The sequence below is a fragment of the Xanthomonas sp. LMG 12461 genome (genome assembly GCF_009192935.1).
Classification (GTDB): domain Bacteria; phylum Pseudomonadota; class Gammaproteobacteria; order Xanthomonadales; family Xanthomonadaceae; genus Xanthomonas_A; species Xanthomonas_A sontii.
In genome coordinates, this window is the sequence record NZ_NQYT01000060.1 from 37,730 (window position 1) to 54,625 (window position 16,896).

Consider the following 16,896-nt stretch of genomic DNA (forward strand, 5'->3'; position numbering starts at 1 on the left):
GCACGCGCAGCCGTCGGGCCGGCAGCACGCTGCCGGCGGGCGCCTCGTGCGGGGATCACGCCGCGTCGCCGTGGCACAGCGCGGTCAGCGCGGCGCCGTCGGCAACGGCGCCGGCGGCCTGCGCGGCACCGGCCAGCAGGGTGCGCTGCACGTCGCCCTTGGCCGGGGTGGTCTCGATGCAGCGCAGTTCGGCGCCACGGCCGTACAGGTGCAGGCTGCGCACGTGCGCGGCCATGGCCGGATCCTTAGGCTGCAACTGCAGCTGCCAGCGCTCGCGGGTGCCGCTGCTGCTGATGTTGAACTGCTGCTGCAGCAGCGCGCGGTCGCCGGACAGCAACGCGCCGAAACCGCTCTGCAGGCCGGCCAGTTCCGGCACGCGCGCCAGCGAGAAGCGCCGCGGCGGCTTGCCGTCGCGCTCCAGCGTGGCCTCGCCGCCACGCAGCGTGGTGGTCTCGTGGTAAGGCGCGGTGACCTCGCGCACCAGCGTCTGCGCGTCCGGGCGGCGGTACTCGCCCTGCACCCGCAGCGGCGCCTTCAGCAGCGCCGAGCCGCGCAGCTCGACGAAGGCGGTGCTGACCGGTGCCGGCCGCGCCAGCTTCTGCAGGATCCAGTCGGCGTCCGGCGCCTCAGGCGATGCGGCGCTCAGCGGTGCGGCGCTGCACAGCAGTATCAGCATCCACGGCAAGGTGCGGCGCATCGGCATGGCGGTTGTTCCAGAAGTCGTAGAAGTTGAACCAGTTGTAGGGCGCGGAGCGGGTGTAATGCTCCAGCCTGGCGGCGTAATCGCGGATGAGCGCGGCCAGCACCGGCGCACGCTGCCGGCGCGGCAGGTCCAGGCCTTCGCTGAAGGTCTCGAACACCAGCTCGTAGCGGTTGCCGCCGCGGTACAGCCCGAACGCCAGCACCACCGGCACCTTGAGCGCGGCGGCGATCAGCCACGGCGAGGTCGGGAACAGGGCGCCCTGGCCGATGAACGCGGCCGGCAGCGCCGGATCCTCCGGGCGCGGCCGGTCCACCAGCAGCGCGACCAGCGCGCCCTCGTCGGTGGCCTGCTTGATCGCCATGACGATGGAGGTGCTGTCCATGCCGGCGTCGATGATGTTGGCGGCCAGCTGCGGGTTCAGCGCGCCGAGCAGTTCGGTCATCGCCGGGTTGTGCGCCTTGTCCAGCACCACCTTGACCTGCACGTCCGGGCGCTCGGTGGCCAGTACCCGCAGCGCGTCGAAGCTGCCCAGGTGCGAGCCGAAGATCAGCACGCCGCGGCCGCGGTCCATCTGCGTGTGCAACTGGTCCAGGCCGCGGATCTGCACCCGGAACCGGTGCATCTGCCCGCACAGCATGAACACCCGGTCGAGGATGGTGGAGGCGAAGGTGTGGATGTGCCGGGCCACCTCCAGCAACGTGGCCGGGCGGTCGAACACACGGCTCAGGTAGTGCCGCGAGTCGCGTCGCTCCGGGCCGCGCACCAGCAGGAAGTACAGGGTGATCGGGTACAGCAGCAGGCGGCCGACGGCACGGCCGCCATAACGGGCGATGCTGCGGATCAGCCACAGGGCGAAGCGGCCGCCGCCTTCCGGGCGGTGCTTCCAACCGGCGCTCACGGCGCCGCCTCGGCGTTGAGTTCGCCGCTGACCAGCAGGTCCTCGCCGCGCAGCACGCGGAAGCGCCAGCGCGGTGCGGCGCCGTCCAGTTCCACCCGCGCCGGCTGGCCGGGAAACAGCGGCTGCACGAACTTCACCTGCGGCAGGCGCAGCGGCGCGCGCGCGCCGTGCGCCGCCTCCACGGCCTGCAGCACGTGGTCCAGCACCACGACGCCGGGCACCACCGGGCGGCCCGGGAAGTGGCCGGGCAGGCTGGGATGATCATGCGGTACGACGAATTGCATACGGGCGACTCATATCCTGGGTTCGAGCATGGCACGGACGGCCTGGTGCGCGCGCTGGGTCACTTGCTGGCGGTTCAGCGGGCCGTCCTCGCCGTTCACCCGGATCGGCGTGCCGATCCGCACCCGGATGACGCCGGGCCGCACCCGGAACAGGCTGGTCGGCGGCAGTACCTTGCCCGCCCCGTCCAGCGCCACCGGCACCACGTCCACCCCGGCGTCGATCGCGGCCTGCAGCAACCCGGCCTTGAACTCGGCCAGCGCGCCGCTGCGGCTGCGGGTGCCTTCCGGGAACAGGCACAGGTCCTGGCCACGGCGCAGCAGCGCCGCCGCCTCGCGCCGCATCATCGCCCCGGCGCGGCGGCTGTCGCGGTCCAGGAACAGCATGCCGGTCGCGCGCGCATACCAGTTCACGAACGGCACCTTCAGCATCTCGTCCTTGAGCAGGAAGCGCAGCGGCACCGGCAGCGCCATGAACAGCGCGCAGATGTCGATGATCGACTGGTGGTTGCTGACGAACAGGTGGTTGCGCGACCAGTCCACCCGCTCGCGGCCCTCCACCTGCAGCCGCGCCCCGGCGCCGAACAGCAGCACCGGCGCCCAGAACCGCGCGCCCATGCGCAGCGGCAGGCGCGGCCCGGTCAGCCGCAACAGCACCAGTGCGACGACGATGCCCAGCGCGGTGTGCGCCAGGGTGAATGCCAGTTGCAGGGCGTTCCACACGGCCCAGGCCATGCGCGAAGGCATCCCAGCCTGCGGCAACTTGCTGTTTTCCTTGATGATCTGCACGACCCTTGCGTCCCCTGCACTTCGCGCGTCAGCGCAACAGATCGCGCCAAAAAACCGGCCCCAGCCGCGCCAGCCGGTGCAGGAAGTCGGGCAGATTACGGTAGGGACGCTGCGGAAACCAGCGCCCGCGCAGCAGGTACTCGCCGACGAAGAAGCCGCCGATGACCCCGTAGCCCAGCAGATTGGCGAACAGCGAGGCGCGCGCATCGCTGATCGGCAGCGGCGAGGCCAGGCCCAGCTGCGCCAGCACCCCGCTGGGCTGGGCGCACAGCGCCAGCAGCAGGTTGAGCAGGGTCAGCCCGACCAGCAGCAGGGTCCAGGCCAGGGTCAGGCGGCGGGTGTAGCGCAGTTGGTCCGGGGTGATCGGCATGCCGGCCTGCCGGTACAGGGCCTCGACGATGCGGGTGATCAGCGGCGTGCGCCCGCGCTGCAGGCTGCGCCCGAAGAACCAGGCCACCCAGGCGGTGAACAGCACCGGCGGCGCGGCCAGCAGCAGCAGGGCGTGCGGCGAGCGCCACAGCGGCACCAGCGCCGCGGTCGCGGCGATCGCCAGCGCCCAGGCCCAGGGCCGCCAGCGCGCCATCGGTTCCACCAGCACCATCAGCACCAGCGCCGCGCCGGCCAGCACCGCCAGGTCCGGGCGGTGCGCGGCATTGGCCCAGTGCGCCAGTGGCGAGTAGGCCAGCGCCAGCAGCACGCCCAGGGCCAGCGCCCAGGGCGCGGCGTCGGCCGGCTCAGCTGGTCTTGTTGGCTTCGACATGCGCCGACAGCGCGCGCAGCGAGGCGAAGATACGGCGGTTCTCGTCGTTGTCCGAGCGCAGCTGGAAGCCGTAGCGCTTGCTGATCGCCAGCGCCAGTTCCAGGGCGTCGATCGAGTCCAGCCCCAGGCCGGTATTGAACAGCGGCGCCTCCGGATCGATGTCGCCGGGCTGGACGTCTTCCAGGTTCAGGCTCTCGACCAGCAGCTCGGCCAGTTCACGTTCGGCGGCGGTTTGCGAAGACATCCAGGGGCTTCCAGGCGAAAGGACGGGTGCGACAAGATGGTGCATCGGGCGCTGCGGCGCAACCATCGGCCCGCGAACGGCACGCTATCATGCCGTTTCGCCCCGCCGTTGCGCCCGCAGGTTCCCTCAGGATGACGTCCGCCGCTGTTGCTTCCCCTCCCTCCACCGCACGCGACGCCGCGGCAGACACGCCCGACGTGCTGGTGATCGGCGGGGGGCCGGCCGGCTGCGCGGCGGCGATCGTGCTGGCGCAACGCGGCTGGCGGGTGACGGTGCTGGAAAAGGACCACCATCCGCGCTTCCACATCGGCGAATCGCTGCTGCCGATGAACATGCCGATCCTGCAGCGGCTGGGCGTGCTCGACCAGGTGCGGGCGATCGGCGTGCTCAAGCTCGGCGCCGATTTCCCCAACGATGCCGGCGGCTACAACACCTTCCGTTTCGCGCATGCGCTGGGCGCGCAGTCCGACTTCGCGCTGCAGGTGCCGCGCGCCGACTTCGACCGGGTGCTGTTCGCGCAGGCGCGTGCGGTCGGCGCCGACGTGCACGAGGGCGTGCGCGTCGAGGCGGTGCAGCTGGATGGCGAGACGCCGACGGTGCAGGCGCGCGGCGCCGACGGTGTGCGCCACTACCGGCCGCGCTACCTGATCGACGCCAGCGGCCGCGACACCTTCCTCGGCAACACGCTCAAGCTCAAGCGCGCCAATCCGCGGCACCAGTCGGCGGCGCTGTTCAGCCATTTCCGCGGCGTGGCGCGGCGCCCCGGCGAGGACGCCGGCAACATCAGCATCTACCGCCACGCGCACGGCTGGATGTGGCTGATCCCGCTGCCCGACGACGTGATGAGCGTGGGCGCGGTGTGCGACCCGGAGTACATGAAGACCCGCAAGGGCTGCGACAGCGAGACGTTCCTGCTGCGTACGCTGGCGCTGAATCCGGACGTGGTGGCGCGCATGGCCGGCGCGCAGCGCGTGGCGCCGGTGCACGCCACCGGCAACTACGCCTACGAATGCACGCGCATGAGCGGGCCGCGCTGGCTGATGCTCGGCGACGCCTACGCCTTCGTCGACCCGATGTTCTCCTCCGGCGTGTACCTGGCCATGCACAGCGCCGAGCGCGGCGCGTCCGTGGTCGACGCGGCGCTGCGCGACCCGGCCAGCGAGGCGCGGCTGCAGCGGCGCCTGGAGCGGCACCTGCGCGGCGGCCTGGACGAGTTCAAGTGGTTCATCTACCGCTTCACCTCGCCGACCATGCGCGAGCTGTTCGCGCAGCCGCGCAACGTGCTGCAGGTGGAACAGGCGGTGGTGGCGATGCTCGCCGGCGACGTCTTCGACAACCGTGCGGTGCTGCGCCGCCTGCGCGTGTTCCGCGCCATCTATGCGCTGTCCGCGGTGGCGATGCTGCCGCGGGCGTGGCGCGCCTGGCGCCACCGCCGCCGCCAGGCCCGCGAACAGTTCCACGGCGACACCTTGCACGGAGATACACCATGAGCCGCCCGCACCTGCAGTTTCCGCACCACACGCAGGGCCATCCGCAGTTGCAGGTGGACTACGTCGCCGAAACCGACCCCAGCCAGTGGCTGGCCGAGGATCGCGTCCTGGCGGTGTTCGGCTTCGGCGAGACCGCGCCCTACCACGACGACCCGCGCTACCTGCGCGTGCCGCTGCAGCCGCACGGCCCGCGCATGCTCGAGGTGTGGCGCACCGACGCCCCGGTGCACAGCGGCCGCGACGGCGCCATCGCCTGGGCCAGCGACGGCCGCCTGCAGTTCGGCGTCATCGAGATCGACGAGCGCCAGGTCGACCTGGACATCGAGGAAGCCGCCGCGCTCGCCTACGCGCAGATCAGCGCCTTCGTCGCCGGCAGCGCCACCCCGCGCCTGCTGCGCATCTGGAACTACCTCGACGCGATCACCCTGGGCAGCGGCGACCGCGAGCGCTACCGGCGCTTCTGCGTCGGCCGCGCGCGCGGGCTGGGCGATTTCGACACCACCCAGCTGCCCGCGGCGACCGCAGTGGGCCGCTGCGACGACGCACGGGTGATGCAGATCTACTGGCTGGCCGCCGCGCAGGCCGGCACCCCGCTGGAGAACCCGCGTCAGGTCAGCGCCTACCGCTACCCGCGCCAGTACGGCCCGCAGCCGCCCAGCTTCGCCCGCGCCATGCTGCCGCCGGCCGGCAGCGACATGCCGCTGCTGCTGTCGGGCACCGCCAGCGTGGTCGGCCACGCCTCCATGCATCAGGGCCAGCTGCTGGCGCAGCTGGAGGAAACCTTCGCCAACTTCGACGCCCTGCTGGCGGCCGCGCGCGAACACGCCCCGGACCTGCCGTCGCAGTTCGGCGACGGCACCCGCCTCAAGGTCTACGTGCGCGAGCCCGGCGACCTGCCGCTGGTCGCCGCCGCCCTCGATACCCGCTTCGGCGACCGCGTCCCGCGCCTGCTGCTGCACGCGGTGATCTGCCGCGACGAACTGGCGGTGGAGATCGACGGCGTGCATGGTTGAACGGCGACGCAAGATCGTCCTGGTGTCCGGCGCCCCCGGCGCCGGCAAGACCACGCTGGCGGTCCCGCTGGCGGCGCACCTGGGCTTTCCGCTGTTCTGCAAGGATTTCATCAAGGAGACGCTGACCGACGCCCTGGGCGATGGCGGCGGCGATCTCGCCGCGTCGCGCCGTCTCGGCGGCGCCGCGATGGATATCCTCTGGTCGCTGGCACAGCGCAGTCCGCACGCGGTGCTGGAAGCCAACTTCCGGCCTGGCAGCGACTACGAACGCGGCAGGATCGCCGCACTGGAGGCGAGGCTGGTGGAAGTCCATTGCCACTGCGGCCATGACGAGACCCTGCGCCGCTTCCGCGCGCGCGCCGCGACGGGCACGCAGCACGCGGCACACCCCCTGCGGGAACTGCCGCCCGACCTGCTTGCCGACTATCCCGGTCCGATCGGCCTGGGGACGGTGATCGACGTGGACACCCGCATGCCGGTGGATCTGCCGCACCTGTTCGCGCAGGTCGCCGCCGCGCTTTCCTGAGCGGGTACCGGCACCGCCGCTGCCGCGCCGGTTCCGCCCTCGCGACGCGCTGTCCCTGGACTTGCGCCCAAGTGCGGTCTGTGCGGGACGGATGCCGTGTCGCTGCTTGCCCGGCGCAAATCACGTTGGACGCCGGACGTGGCAGAGCGCACCGCAGCAAGCGCGTATGCGTCGATGTTTCGCACCGCTGCCTTCCACCCCGCGCCTGCCGATCCCCCCTCGCCGGCCACGCAGTGGCGACATGCACTAACGCGTCGGCGCGGTCAGGTGACGGTCCAATTCCGGCTGTGTGGTGCGCTGTTGCTCCTGCCCCAGCGCCTGATTGGCCAGCGCCAGTTTCTGGTCCGACTGTTCCACCGGCGTGGCCAACGCCTGCTCCACCGGAACGACCGCGCGCTTCATCGCCGGGTCCTCCAGTGTGCCCTGCACGGCGATCAGGTTCCCGGTCTTCCCCAACACCACGTGGTCGACCCGCTCCAGCGCATTGCCCGACAACGAATAGCCCGCGGCGCCCGGATACATGTCGCGGTTGTCCTTGCAGGCCGCCAGCAGGCTGCGGCTGAGCCGCTCGCTGTCGTGGTCGTAGGCCTTGCCCAGGTCTGCGTCGACCCTGCGCATGCCTGCTCGGATCTGTTCCAGCAACGCGTGATCCGGATGCCCCGGCAGCGACGGATCATCGCTCCGGTGCGCCTCGGCGCCTTGCGCGGGAAGCGTCGAAGGTTCGGGCAACCCGTTGGCCAGGGGCGACACGTGCCGATGGGTGTCGGCGGTGTGCTGCAGCAGTCCCGCGACCGGCGGCTGGGTGCTGGTGTCGAAGTACGGCAGAGGACGCCGGTCCCTTCCAAGATCCAGCCCGTTCTCTTCCAGCAGCGACTCGCGCAGATGCAGCCGCGACAGGTTCAGCGCGATCTGCGGGGTGTCGTTGCCGGGTTGGGGCGGATGTTGCCGGTGCTCGACCTGGGCGATGTGGCTGACCGGATTGGCAGCGTAGTAGTTGGCATAATCGGAGTTGCCGTTGGCGCCAAGCCTTGCGTTTCGAGCTTCCTTGTCAAAAAAATTCTGCCCCATTCCCTCCACATTATCGGGAGTCTCGCTCATTGTCAGATCGGCATTGAGACGAAGGTTTGGCTTCAATGTGAAGGCCACAGGCCTGCCGCTACGGTCCATGAAATCTGCCATGCGCCCCGGCTGTTCTTTGTAGATATCCTCCAGCGTTGCATTCGGCTTGCTTGCCAGAACCCTGCTGACGACTGCATTCCAGCCGGCGATCTGCGCACCGGCTTCGTCGCGGCGATTTTGCGCCAGCAAAGTTGCCAAGGGCTCGGTGTAATCACGCACCCCCGAGCCGCGTGAAATGTTTCCGACATCGCTGTCGAACTGCTTCAACGCCCGCTTAGTTGCTTCGGCATTGAACCCATGCTGCAGTTCATGACCTAACGCATACGTTACCTCACCCATATTTGTGGCGCTGGGTAGTTGACCTGGAGAGACAGGAGTCAGTCGTGCCAAAGGTAGGCGGATCGCGTGATTCTGCGCATCGTATTCGCCACCCGCATTGGGATTAGTCAATGGAACGATGCGCGCCACATGGCCCTTGGCCACGGCAGCGTTCACCTGGTCAACGAGCGCGGGCGAAGCGTTGACGATCGACAGCAGATTCCTCGCCTGATCCGCCGTAACGTCCGGCTCAGAGCCAAATTCACTGAAGATCTTCTGAGCCTGAGCAGAGAGTTCCGCCATTCTGAGGCATCCTTGTCTTTATCCGATCACAACCATTTGCACACACAGGTGGCTGATCTTTTCGATCGGCTCATTTGCCTCGCCATTGGGATAGACCTGGATCCACATGCCGGGACGCTGAAAAAAATCGTACATCAGCGCTCCATGCGACAGCTTTTCTCCAAACGATGCTTGAGGTGGAGAATCGAAGTGGTGCTCACGTACAAATCCCATCTTTTCAAGTTCACCAGTGAAGCGATCAAAGTCCATCTGGCAGATACTGGTCATGTCGGGAGAAGATCCACGGGTCGCCGGATCGAAGCTGAACTCAAACCCATGGTTCTTCGTTCTCGGATCTACCTCGAAGCCATGCACCCAATCCCGGCTGACCTTCTCCCCGAATCCATAACGTCCCGACCCATCACGCGCATAGTCCATCTCCACCCCCATCACCTCATGCAAGCGCTCCGGCGTGAATTCGGCCACGCTTCTGCTGGTCCGGATCAAGGTCAGCAATCGGCTGAGCATCTGCTCGGCGCTCAGCTTGGGCGACACGGGCGCGGCGGCCTGATCGGCGGCGCCGGACGAGGGGGACGAGGTCATGGCGGGAGATTCCTTGGCAGGAGGCGCAACGGCAGGCGTCCGCGCGGGCGCATGGGTGCAGGCCCCGCACAGCAGCGAGGCGATCAGGACGAGAGAAGCCCGACGGGGCATGCGGCACATCCTTGCGGCGCGAAGCGATGAGCGCAGTATACGAACACCGGCAGGCCCCACAGCAAGCCGCCCACTGAACCATCTGCAGCGATGCAGGCTCGGCGTTTCACCAGCAGCGGTCGATTGACCGCTTGCCAAGCCGGCCTGATCCCAATCCCGGTGCGATTCGACCGCCCCGTCAGTCCTCGCGTGCCGCCAGCAACGCCAGCAACCGATCGCGCGGCAGCTTGCCGGTCTCGTTGCGCGGCAGGGCGTCGAGCAGGCGCAGGCGGCGCGGCAGGAACACCGGATCCAGTTCGCGGCGCAGCGCGGCGAGGATCGTGGCCTCGTCCAGGGTCGGCGCCACCACCACCGCGGCGATGCGGCCCACCGCCTGGCCCGGTTCCGGGTCCAGTTGCAGCATCGCGCCGTCGACCACGCCCGGCAGGGCCAGCAGGCGCCGGGTGAGATCGGCCAGCGAGGCGCGCTTGCCGGCGATCTCCAGCAGGTCGGCCTGGCGCCCGCGCACCTGGAAACGGCCATCGGCGTCCACTTCCATCAGGTCGGCCAGCAGCACCGGCTGCGGCAGATGCGGCGCGTGCACCAGGGTGCCGTCCGGCTGCGGCGCCACGCGCACGCCGGGCAGCGGCGTCCACGGCACTTCGCAGGCGGTGCGGCGGCTGGCGAACACGCAGGTCTCGGTGGAACCGAACATCTCGCGCACCTGCCCGCCGAAGCGCGCCTCGGCGGCGGCGGCCAGTTCCTGCGCCAGCGGCGCGGTGGCCGAGACGATGCCGGCCAGCGGCGGCAGGGCGACGCCGGATTCGACCAGCGCACGCAGATGCACCGGCGTGGTCACCAGCAGCCGCGGCGCCGGCAGCTGCGCCAGCGCGCGGGCCACGTCCTCGGGAAAGAACGGACGCCCGGCGTGCACCGCCAGCGGCGTCACCAGCGGCAGCAGGATCGACAACTCCATGCCGTACATGTGCTGCGGCGGCACCGTCGCCACCACCTGCGGCACCGCCGTGTCCGGCCACAGCCCGACCAGCGCCAGCAGGTCCTGGCGGGTGCTGGTGAGGAAGCTGCCCCAGGTCTTGGGATTGGGCTTGGGCGCGCCGGTGCTGCCGGAGGTGAAGCCGATCGCCACCAGCGCGTCGTCGGCCAGCTGCGGCATCGGCCCGTCCAGCGACGGCAGCGCGTCCGGCAACTGCCAGTAGCGCGGCGGCGGCTCGGCCAGCGCCAGGTCGCCCAGGCAGTAGCAGTCGGCATGGGTGCGCTGCACCTCGGCCACCACCGCCGGCGCGCGCGAGGACGGCAGCAGCGAGGTCTGCCCGCGCAGCGCCACCGCGCAGAACGCGACCATGAAACGGTAGCGGTCCTCGCACAGATTCAAGGCATGCCGGCCGGCCGGCAGCACCGCAGCCAGGCCGCGCACGTGGCCGAGGAAGGTGGCCAGGTCGATGTGTTCGCCGTTGGCGAAGGCCAGCGGGCGCCGCGCGTCGCCGACGGCCAGCGGATGCAACAGGGGCGAAGCGGGAATCTCGGAGGAAACAGCGGACATGCGGGGCGGCGGCTCGGGCGGGCGATGACCCGCACGGCGCGGGGAACCGGTAGCTTGGCCGCCACCGCCGTCGCTGGCAAGCCGCCCCGGCCGCCGCGACGGCCCGCCGTCAGTGGTGGTAGCCGGTATCGGCGGTGATCTTGCCGCGGAACACCCGGTACGACCACGCGGTGTAGCCCAGGATCACCGGCAGCAGCACCGCCAGTCCGGCCAGCACGAAACCCTGCGAGGACGGCGGCGAGGCCGCTTCCCAGATGGTCAGCCCGGGCGGCACGATGTTCGGCCAGATGCCCAGCACCAGGCCGAAGAAGCCGAGCACGAAGAAGCACAGGGTCAGCACGAACGGGCGCGCATCGCGGCCCTGCGCCATCGCCGCGCGCCACAGCGCGACCGCGTTGACCAGCACCAGCAGCGGCACCGGCGACAGCCACCAGAAGTTCCCGTCGTGGAACCAGCGCGCCATGATCCGCGAGTCCAGGAACGGCAGCCAGGCGCTGACCAGGCTCATGAACACCACCACCACCAGTACCAGCGGCCGGGTCAGGGTGCGGGCGATGCGCTGCATCGCGCCCTCGGTCTTGAGGATCAGCCAGCTGCCGCCGAGCAACGCATAGCCGAACACCACCGCCGCGCCGGTGAGCATCGAGAACGGGCTGAACCAGCCCAGCACCCCGCCCAGATACTTGCCGTCCTGCAGCGGCATGCCTTCCACCAGCGCGCCGAGGATCACGCCCTGCCAGAACGCCGCGCACAGCGAGCCCAGCGCGAACGCCCAGCCCCAAAGATACTTGGAACTGCGCGCCTTGAAGCGGAACTCGAAGGCCACGCCGCGGAACACCAGCGCGATCAGCATCAGCAGCACCGGCAGGTACAGCGCCGACAGCACGATCGCGTAGGCCTTGGGGAAGGCCGCCAGCAGGCCGGCGCCACCGAGCACCAGCCAGGTCTCGTTGCCGTCCCAGATCGGCGCGGCGGTATTCATCATCAGATCGAGCTGGTCCTCGTCCTCGGCGAACGGCGCCAGGATGCCGAGGCCGAGTACGAAGCCGTCCAGCAGCACATACATCAGCACGCCGAAGCCGATCACGCCGAACCAGATCACCGGCAATACGGTCGCCATGTCCATCAGCGGGTCTCCTCGATGTCGTCGTCGGCCGCCGACAGCGGCCGCGCCGGGGTCTTGTCGCCTTCCTGCATGCGCGGCGCCGGCTCGTGCGGCAGCGGCCCGTGGCGCAGCATGCGCAGGATGTACCAACTGCCGAAACCGAACACCAGCGCGTAGGCGAGCACGTACACGCTCAGCGAGATCCACACCATCGCCGGGCTGAGCGTCGGACTCACCGCATCGCGCGTATGCAGCAGGCCATAGATCACGTAGGGCTGGCGCCCGATCTCGGTGACGAACCAGCCGGCGACCAGCGCCACGAACCCGGCCGGCAGCATCGCGTTCCACGCCAGGTGTAGCGCGCGCCGGCGCAGCAGCGTGCCGCGCCACCAGAAGAACAGCGACACCAGCGCCAGCAGCAGCATCGCCATGCCCAGCCCGACCATCACCCGGAACGCGTAGAACACCGGCTTCACCGGCGGCCGCTCGTCCCGCGGCACCGCGGTCAGCGGGGTGATCTCGCCATCCAGCGTGTGGGTGAGGATCACGCTGCCCAGGCGCGGGATGGTCACCTCGTAATCGTTGCGCTCGGCGGCTTCGTTGGGGACCGCGAACACCACCAGCGGCACGCCCTGCCCCTTCGCCTCGCCGTGCCAGTGCCCCTCCATCGCCGCCACCTTGATCGGCTGGTGCTCGAGCGTGTTCAGGCCATGCGCATCGCCGGCGGCGATCTGCAACGGCAGCGCGATCGCGGCGAACGCCACCGCCAGCTTGAGCATGCGCCCGGCTGCATCCAGGTGCTCGCCGCGGCGCAGGTACCAGCCGCTGACCCCGCCGATCACGAAACAGGTGGTGATGAATGCGGCCAGCACCATGTGCGTGAGCCGGTACGGGAACGACGGGTTGAAGATCACCTCGCGCCAGTTGGCCGGATGGAACACGCCTTCGACCACCGCATAGCCGGCCGGCGTCTGCAGCCAACTATTGGCGGACAGGATCCAGAACGTGGAGATCAGTGTGCCGATGGCGACCAGGCAGGTGGCCAGGAAGTGCAGCTTCTCCGGCACCTTGTGCCAGCCGAACAGCATCACCCCCAGGAACGAGGCTTCCAGGAAGAACGCGGTCAGGACTTCGTAGCTGAGCAGCGGCCCGAGGATGTTGCCGGCACGTTCGCTGAGCACCGCCCAGTTGGTGCCGAACTGGAAGCTCATCACGATGCCGCTGACCACACCCATCCCGAAGGACACGGCGAAGATCTTCAGCCAGAAAAAGTACAGATCGCGCCACACCGTGTCGCGGGTGCGCAGCCAGCGCCACTCCAGGAACGCCAGCCAGCTCGACAGGCCGATGGTGAAGGCAGGGAACAGCACGTGGAAACTGATGACGAATCCGAACTGGATGCGCGACAGCAGCAGGGCGTCCATGGGTAGCGCCTGAGGCAGCGGAAACGATGCCTATTGTTGGTGCGGCGCGGCGAAATGGGATGTGACGGTTTGTCGCAGCGCCGCCATTGCCGCAGGGTTGGCGCAACCGCGATAGCGGAAAGAGGGCTCTGTTCGAGGCTCGGTTCATCGGGCCCCGTCTCAAGCCCGGCGCCTCCATCAATGAGACAACGCCAACTCCACCTTGACTTCCTTTTTGCATCGCATGCTCACCTCGGGAAACTTCCACTGTCCGACAGCATCAAGCACCGCTTCAGCGTATCCTGAATCGGGGAATCTCCTTCTCTCCAACTGCTTGATATCGACCCTCGATATTTCGGCAACCGATACGTCGCCGTTCCTTTCGATCACGATCGCGACGTAGATAGAGCCGATGAACTGGCTCCCCGTGCGCCCTGGCAGCGCTGGCCGAATGGTTTCGAGCGGGCGCAAGCCGGAGGCGCAGTCGGTCTTCGGCAAGTCGTGCGTTTGCTGTCCGCCAACTGTTGCAAGCGCCGCCCACACAAGCACACTTTTCATGGCTCCCCCCGCGTTTGCATGCTTGCTCAGTGGCGTGTCGACCCTGGCCTGCGTCATTCCAGGCCGTCGTGACCTGAAGCGACGCGCGGTGTGACAAGCAATCATGGCGCAGCCACCGCGTGCGCCGACTTACCCGATGCGGGTCCGCCAGCACCGTCGCCAAGATTACAAGGCCTCCGCTCCCGGTGGCGCCCATGACCAACGGCGCAATCGCCGCCACCCTGGCGACTGCTACGCTTGCGGTTTGCCGTTCGCCCGGAATTCCAGATGCGTCGTCTCGCCCTGAGCGCTGTTGTGTTGCTGTCCCTGTCCTGCCTGCCGCCGCTGGCCGCGGCCCAGGATGCCGCCGCCCCGCTGACCATCGAGCAGGCCATGGCCGATCCGGACTGGATCGGGCCGCCGGTCGAGGACGCCTGGTGGGCCTGGGACGGGCGCCAGGTGCAGTACCAGCTCAAGCGCACCGGCAGCCCGGTGCGCGACACCTACCGCCAGGGCGTCGACGGCGGCGCCGCGCAGCGGGTCGAGGACGCCCAGCGCAGCACCCTGGACGCGGCCAACCCGGTCTACGACACCCGCCGCCAGCGCATGCTGTTCGTGCGCAACGGCGACGTATTCCTGCGCGACCTGCGCAGCGGCGCGCTGACCCAGCTGACCCGCAGCAACCAGGCCGCCGCGCGGCCGCAGTTCACCACCGATGGCGGCGCGCTGTGGCGGGTCGGCAACGACTGGTACCGCTGGAGCCCGGGCGGCGGCGTGCAGCAGGCCGCGGTGCTCAAGGCCGAGCGCGATCCCGATGCCGCGCCCAAGCCCGACGTGCTGCGCGAGCAGCAACTGCGCACGCTGGAGACCCTTGCCCGCGACCGCGCCCAGCGCGAGCTGCTGCGCCAGCAGGAGCAAGCCTGGCGCCGCGCCGACAGCAGCCGCGCGCCGGCACCGGTGTACCTGGGCGACGACGTGGTGGTCGACGACAGTGCTCTGTCGCCGGACGGCCGCCACCTGCTGGTGGTCACCCACGCCAAGGGCGCCGAGGAAGGCCGCGACAGCAAGATGCCCAAGTACGTGACCGAATCCGGCTACGCCGAGTTCCAGGAAGCGCGCACCCTGGTCGGGCGCAATTCGCCGGTGGCGCAGACCCTGTGGCTGGTCGATGCGGTGGCCGGCAGCGCGCGCAAGCTCGACCTGTCGGTGCTGCCCGGCATCGGCACCGATCCGTTGGCGGCGCTGCGCAAGGCCGCCAAGCAGGAGCCGCTGCAGGGCCCGCGCGCGGTGCGCGTGGAAACCGACGGCGACGGCAGCGGCGCCTCGATGCACTGGAGCGAGGACGGCCGCAATGTCGCCGTGCTGCTGCGCGCGGTGGACAACAAGGATCGCTGGATCGCCAGCGTCGACCTGGACAAGGCGGTGCTGCAGCCGCGCCACCGCCTGACCGATCCGGCCTGGATCAACTGGAGCTTCAACGATTTCGGCTGGATGCCGGACAACCAGACGCTGTGGCTGCTGTCCGAGCAGTCCGGCTATTCGCACCTGTACACCCAGCGCGGCAACGAGAAGCCGCGCCAGCGCACCTCCGGCAAGTGGGAAGTGTCCGCGCCGGTGGTCAGCGCCGACGGCCAGGGCTTCCTGTTCCTGTGCAACCGCAAGTGGCCGGGCGACTACGAGGTGTGCAAGCTCGACCTGCGCAACGATAGCGTCGCCGAACTGACCTCGCTGGACGGCGTGGAGGACTTCGCGCTTTCGCCGGACGGCCAGCAGCTGCTGGTGCACTATTCCGGCCCCTACCTGCCGCCGCAACTGGCGGTGCTGCCGGCCGCCGGCGGCAACGCGCGCGTGCTCACCGACACCCGCAGTGCCGCGTTCAAGGCGCGCCAATGGGTACAGCCGCAGTTCGTACAGGTGCCGTCCAAGCACGGCGCCGGCACCGTCTGGGGCAAGTACTACGGTCCGGCGCAGCCGGAGCCGGGCAAGCGCTATCCGGTGGTGATGTTCGTGCACGGCGCCGGCTACCTGCAGAACGTGTCGGCACGCTACACCCCGTACTTCCGCGAGCAGATGTTCCACAACCTGCTGGTGCAGAAGGGCTACATCGTGCTGGACCTGGACTACCGCGCCAGCGCCGGCTACGGCCGCGACTGGCGCACCGCGATCTACCGCGACATGGGCCACCCGGAACTGGAGGACTACCTGGACGGCCTGGACTGGCTGGTCGACAGCAAGCAGGGCGACCGTGGCCGCGCCGGCATCTACGGCGGTTCCTACGGCGGCTTCATGACCTACATGGCGCTGTTCCGCAGCCCCGGCACGTTCAAGGCCGGCGCCGCGCTGCGCCCGGTCGCCGACTGGAGCCAGTACAACCACGAGTACACCTCCAACATCCTCAACACCCCGGACCTGGACCCGGAGGCCTACCGCACCTCCTCGCCGATCGAATACGCCAGCGGCCTGCGCGACCACCTGCTGATCGCCCACGGCATGGTCGACGACAACGTGTTCTTCAAGGACTCGGTGGATATGACCCAGAAGCTGATCGAGCTGCACAAGGACAACTGGGAGATCGCGCCATATCCGCTAGAGAAGCACGGCTTCACCCGCGCCGACTCCTGGCTGGACGAGTACAAGCGCATCCTCAAGCTGTTCGAACGCGAGCTGCGCTGAGCCGGCCGCATACCGAGGCGCCTGCCGTCGACGTGCGGCAGGCGCAGCGCCCGCGGGGCGCCTTCGGGACAGCGCCAACCACCGGTGTCCGTCACGCATCGCGCCGTTCCGCAGGAGTCAACGGTCATGCATCCGCGACGCGCGACGTGGTGAGCCTTCCGATGGCGCAATGCATCGGGACTGAAGTCCCCTCCCACAGTGCACCCGGCGGGCTCGCCGCAAGCCCCTGTGGGAGCGACCTCAGTCGCGACGAGGCTTTCCCGGTAAGGCGCGTCGCGGCTGCAGCCGCTGCTACGCGAGCGCCCGCAGCTAGGCCGTCCGGACGCAGACGGCATCGGCACGACCTTGGCGTAGCCCCGCTCCTGGCGAAACCGCATCGGCAGCGCCCTGACCAGAGGCCGCGCATCGGCATAGGCGCCCCCCTCGCGCGCCACGCCGGCTTGCGCCCTGCTCCGCCATCCCTATCCTTGCCGGACTGCCGCCGGTGCGGCGCCGCCAGCG

At 69.4% G+C, this 16,896-nt stretch carries 16 protein-coding genes; 4 read left to right on the top strand and 12 right to left on the bottom strand.

Annotated features, from left to right (window positions below):
- Nucleotides 1-55: 55 nt before the first annotated feature.
- Genes CEK68_RS15330 through xanC form a run of 6 tightly spaced genes read right to left on the bottom strand, consistent with a single transcriptional unit; the run spans nt 56 to nt 3,675 of the window.
- Complete coding sequence (locus CEK68_RS15330; RefSeq protein WP_152239888.1) at nt 56-703, bottom strand: LolA-related protein; 648 nt, start codon at nt 701-703, stop codon at nt 56-58.
- Nucleotides 627-1,601 (bottom strand): acyltransferase, encoded by a 975-nt coding sequence (locus CEK68_RS15335; protein ID WP_152239889.1) that lies wholly within the window; start codon nt 1,599-1,601, stop codon nt 627-629. Before CEK68_RS15335 ends, CEK68_RS15330 begins: the two co-directional genes overlap by 77 nt.
- Nucleotides 1,598-1,885, bottom strand: a complete 288-nt coding sequence (locus CEK68_RS15340) for a hypothetical protein (protein ID WP_017914445.1) — start codon at nt 1,883-1,885, stop codon at nt 1,598-1,600. The genes CEK68_RS15335 and CEK68_RS15340 overlap by 4 nt, the downstream gene beginning before the upstream one ends.
- A 9-nt stretch (nt 1,886-1,894) precedes the next feature.
- A complete protein-coding gene (locus tag CEK68_RS15345; RefSeq protein WP_152239931.1) occupies nt 1,895-2,644 on the bottom strand; it encodes a lysophospholipid acyltransferase family protein in 750 nt (249 codons plus the stop codon).
- Between the two features lie 55 nt (nt 2,645-2,699).
- Entirely contained in the window at nt 2,700-3,431 is a 732-nt protein-coding gene (locus CEK68_RS15350) for a hypothetical protein (protein ID WP_039726353.1), read from the bottom strand.
- Entirely contained in the window at nt 3,406-3,675 is a 270-nt protein-coding gene (gene xanC, locus CEK68_RS15355) for a xanthomonadin biosynthesis acyl carrier protein XanC (RefSeq protein ID WP_003470209.1), read from the bottom strand. The genes CEK68_RS15350 and xanC overlap by 26 nt, the downstream gene beginning before the upstream one ends.
- A 131-nt stretch (nt 3,676-3,806) precedes the next feature.
- On the opposite strand from xanC, the gene CEK68_RS15360 reads away from it, so the two are divergent.
- The 3 genes from CEK68_RS15360 to CEK68_RS15370 are packed head-to-tail and all read left to right on the top strand — an operon-like array spanning nt 3,807 to nt 6,704.
- Complete coding sequence (locus CEK68_RS15360) at nt 3,807-5,165, top strand: NAD(P)/FAD-dependent oxidoreductase (RefSeq protein ID WP_152239890.1); 1,359 nt, start codon at nt 3,807-3,809, stop codon at nt 5,163-5,165.
- Nucleotides 5,162-6,178, top strand: a complete 1,017-nt coding sequence (locus tag CEK68_RS15365; RefSeq protein WP_193314221.1) for a pteridine-dependent deoxygenase — start codon at nt 5,162-5,164, stop codon at nt 6,176-6,178. Before CEK68_RS15360 ends, CEK68_RS15365 begins: the two co-directional genes overlap by 4 nt.
- Nucleotides 6,171-6,704 carry an AAA family ATPase gene (locus tag CEK68_RS15370; RefSeq protein WP_152239891.1) on the top strand — a complete coding sequence of 178 codons (534 nt, stop codon included), beginning with the start codon at nt 6,171-6,173 and terminating at the stop codon, nt 6,702-6,704. Before CEK68_RS15365 ends, CEK68_RS15370 begins: the two co-directional genes overlap by 8 nt.
- Nucleotides 6,705-6,950: 246 nt before the next feature.
- Here the strand turns inward: CEK68_RS15370 and CEK68_RS21295 are convergent, their stop codons facing one another.
- The 6 genes from CEK68_RS21295 to CEK68_RS15400 form a co-directional block, all read right to left on the bottom strand.
- Nucleotides 6,951-8,444 (bottom strand): XVIPCD domain-containing protein, encoded by a 1,494-nt coding sequence (locus CEK68_RS21295; RefSeq protein ID WP_226977902.1) that lies wholly within the window; start codon nt 8,442-8,444, stop codon nt 6,951-6,953.
- Between the two features lie 18 nt (nt 8,445-8,462).
- A complete protein-coding gene (locus CEK68_RS15380) occupies nt 8,463-9,026 on the bottom strand; it encodes a hypothetical protein (RefSeq protein WP_152239892.1) in 564 nt (187 codons plus the stop codon).
- A gap of 289 nt (nt 9,027-9,315) precedes the next feature.
- Nucleotides 9,316-10,677, bottom strand: coding sequence for an AMP-binding protein (locus CEK68_RS15385; protein WP_152239893.1), 1,362 nt, complete (start codon nt 10,675-10,677; stop codon nt 9,316-9,318).
- A gap of 109 nt (nt 10,678-10,786) precedes the next feature.
- Nucleotides 10,787-11,803: a cytochrome d ubiquinol oxidase subunit II gene (gene cydB, locus CEK68_RS15390; protein WP_152239894.1), complete on the bottom strand. Its 1,017-nt coding sequence runs from the start codon at nt 11,801-11,803 to the stop codon at nt 10,787-10,789.
- Nucleotides 11,803-13,206, bottom strand: a complete 1,404-nt coding sequence (locus tag CEK68_RS15395) for a cytochrome ubiquinol oxidase subunit I (protein ID WP_017910339.1) — start codon at nt 13,204-13,206, stop codon at nt 11,803-11,805. The genes cydB and CEK68_RS15395 overlap by 1 nt, the downstream gene beginning before the upstream one ends.
- A gap of 177 nt (nt 13,207-13,383) precedes the next feature.
- Nucleotides 13,384-13,743, bottom strand: a complete 360-nt coding sequence (locus tag CEK68_RS15400) for a hypothetical protein (protein WP_152239895.1) — start codon at nt 13,741-13,743, stop codon at nt 13,384-13,386.
- A gap of 267 nt (nt 13,744-14,010) precedes the next feature.
- Between CEK68_RS15400 and CEK68_RS15405 the strand changes: the two genes are divergently transcribed.
- Nucleotides 14,011-16,395, top strand: a complete 2,385-nt coding sequence (locus CEK68_RS15405; protein ID WP_152239896.1) for a S9 family peptidase — start codon at nt 14,011-14,013, stop codon at nt 16,393-16,395.
- Nucleotides 16,396-16,896: the final 501 nt, after the last annotated feature.

What these genes read in the sequence shown, in the direction of transcription:
- CEK68_RS15330 (WP_152239888.1), bottom strand. Translation starts at nt 703, where the DNA reads ATGCCGATGCGCCGCACCTTGCCGTGGATGCTGATACTGCTGTGCAGC.
- CEK68_RS15340 (WP_017914445.1), bottom strand. Translation starts at nt 1,885, where the DNA reads ATGCAATTCGTCGTACCGCATGATCATCCCAGCCTGCCCGGCCACTTC.
- CEK68_RS15350 (WP_039726353.1), bottom strand. Translation starts at nt 3,431, where the DNA reads ATGTCGAAGCCAACAAGACCAGCTGAGCCGGCCGACGCCGCGCCCTGG.
- xanC (WP_003470209.1), bottom strand. Translation starts at nt 3,675, where the DNA reads ATGTCTTCGCAAACCGCCGCCGAACGTGAACTGGCCGAGCTGCTGGTC.
- CEK68_RS15360 (WP_152239890.1), top strand. Translation starts at nt 3,807, where the DNA reads ATGACGTCCGCCGCTGTTGCTTCCCCTCCCTCCACCGCACGCGACGCC.
- CEK68_RS15365 (WP_193314221.1), top strand. Translation starts at nt 5,162, where the DNA reads ATGAGCCGCCCGCACCTGCAGTTTCCGCACCACACGCAGGGCCATCCG.
- CEK68_RS15370 (WP_152239891.1), top strand. Translation starts at nt 6,171, where the DNA reads ATGGTTGAACGGCGACGCAAGATCGTCCTGGTGTCCGGCGCCCCCGGC.
- CEK68_RS21295 (WP_226977902.1), bottom strand. Translation starts at nt 8,444, where the DNA reads ATGGCGGAACTCTCTGCTCAGGCTCAGAAGATCTTCAGTGAATTTGGC.
- CEK68_RS15380 (WP_152239892.1), bottom strand. Translation starts at nt 9,026, where the DNA reads ATGACCTCGTCCCCCTCGTCCGGCGCCGCCGATCAGGCCGCCGCGCCC.
- CEK68_RS15385 (WP_152239893.1), bottom strand. Translation starts at nt 10,677, where the DNA reads ATGTCCGCTGTTTCCTCCGAGATTCCCGCTTCGCCCCTGTTGCATCCG.
- cydB (WP_152239894.1), bottom strand. Translation starts at nt 11,803, where the DNA reads ATGGACATGGCGACCGTATTGCCGGTGATCTGGTTCGGCGTGATCGGC.
- CEK68_RS15395 (WP_017910339.1), bottom strand. Translation starts at nt 13,206, where the DNA reads ATGGACGCCCTGCTGCTGTCGCGCATCCAGTTCGGATTCGTCATCAGT.
- CEK68_RS15400 (WP_152239895.1), bottom strand. Translation starts at nt 13,743, where the DNA reads ATGAAAAGTGTGCTTGTGTGGGCGGCGCTTGCAACAGTTGGCGGACAG.
- CEK68_RS15405 (WP_152239896.1), top strand. Translation starts at nt 14,011, where the DNA reads ATGCGTCGTCTCGCCCTGAGCGCTGTTGTGTTGCTGTCCCTGTCCTGC.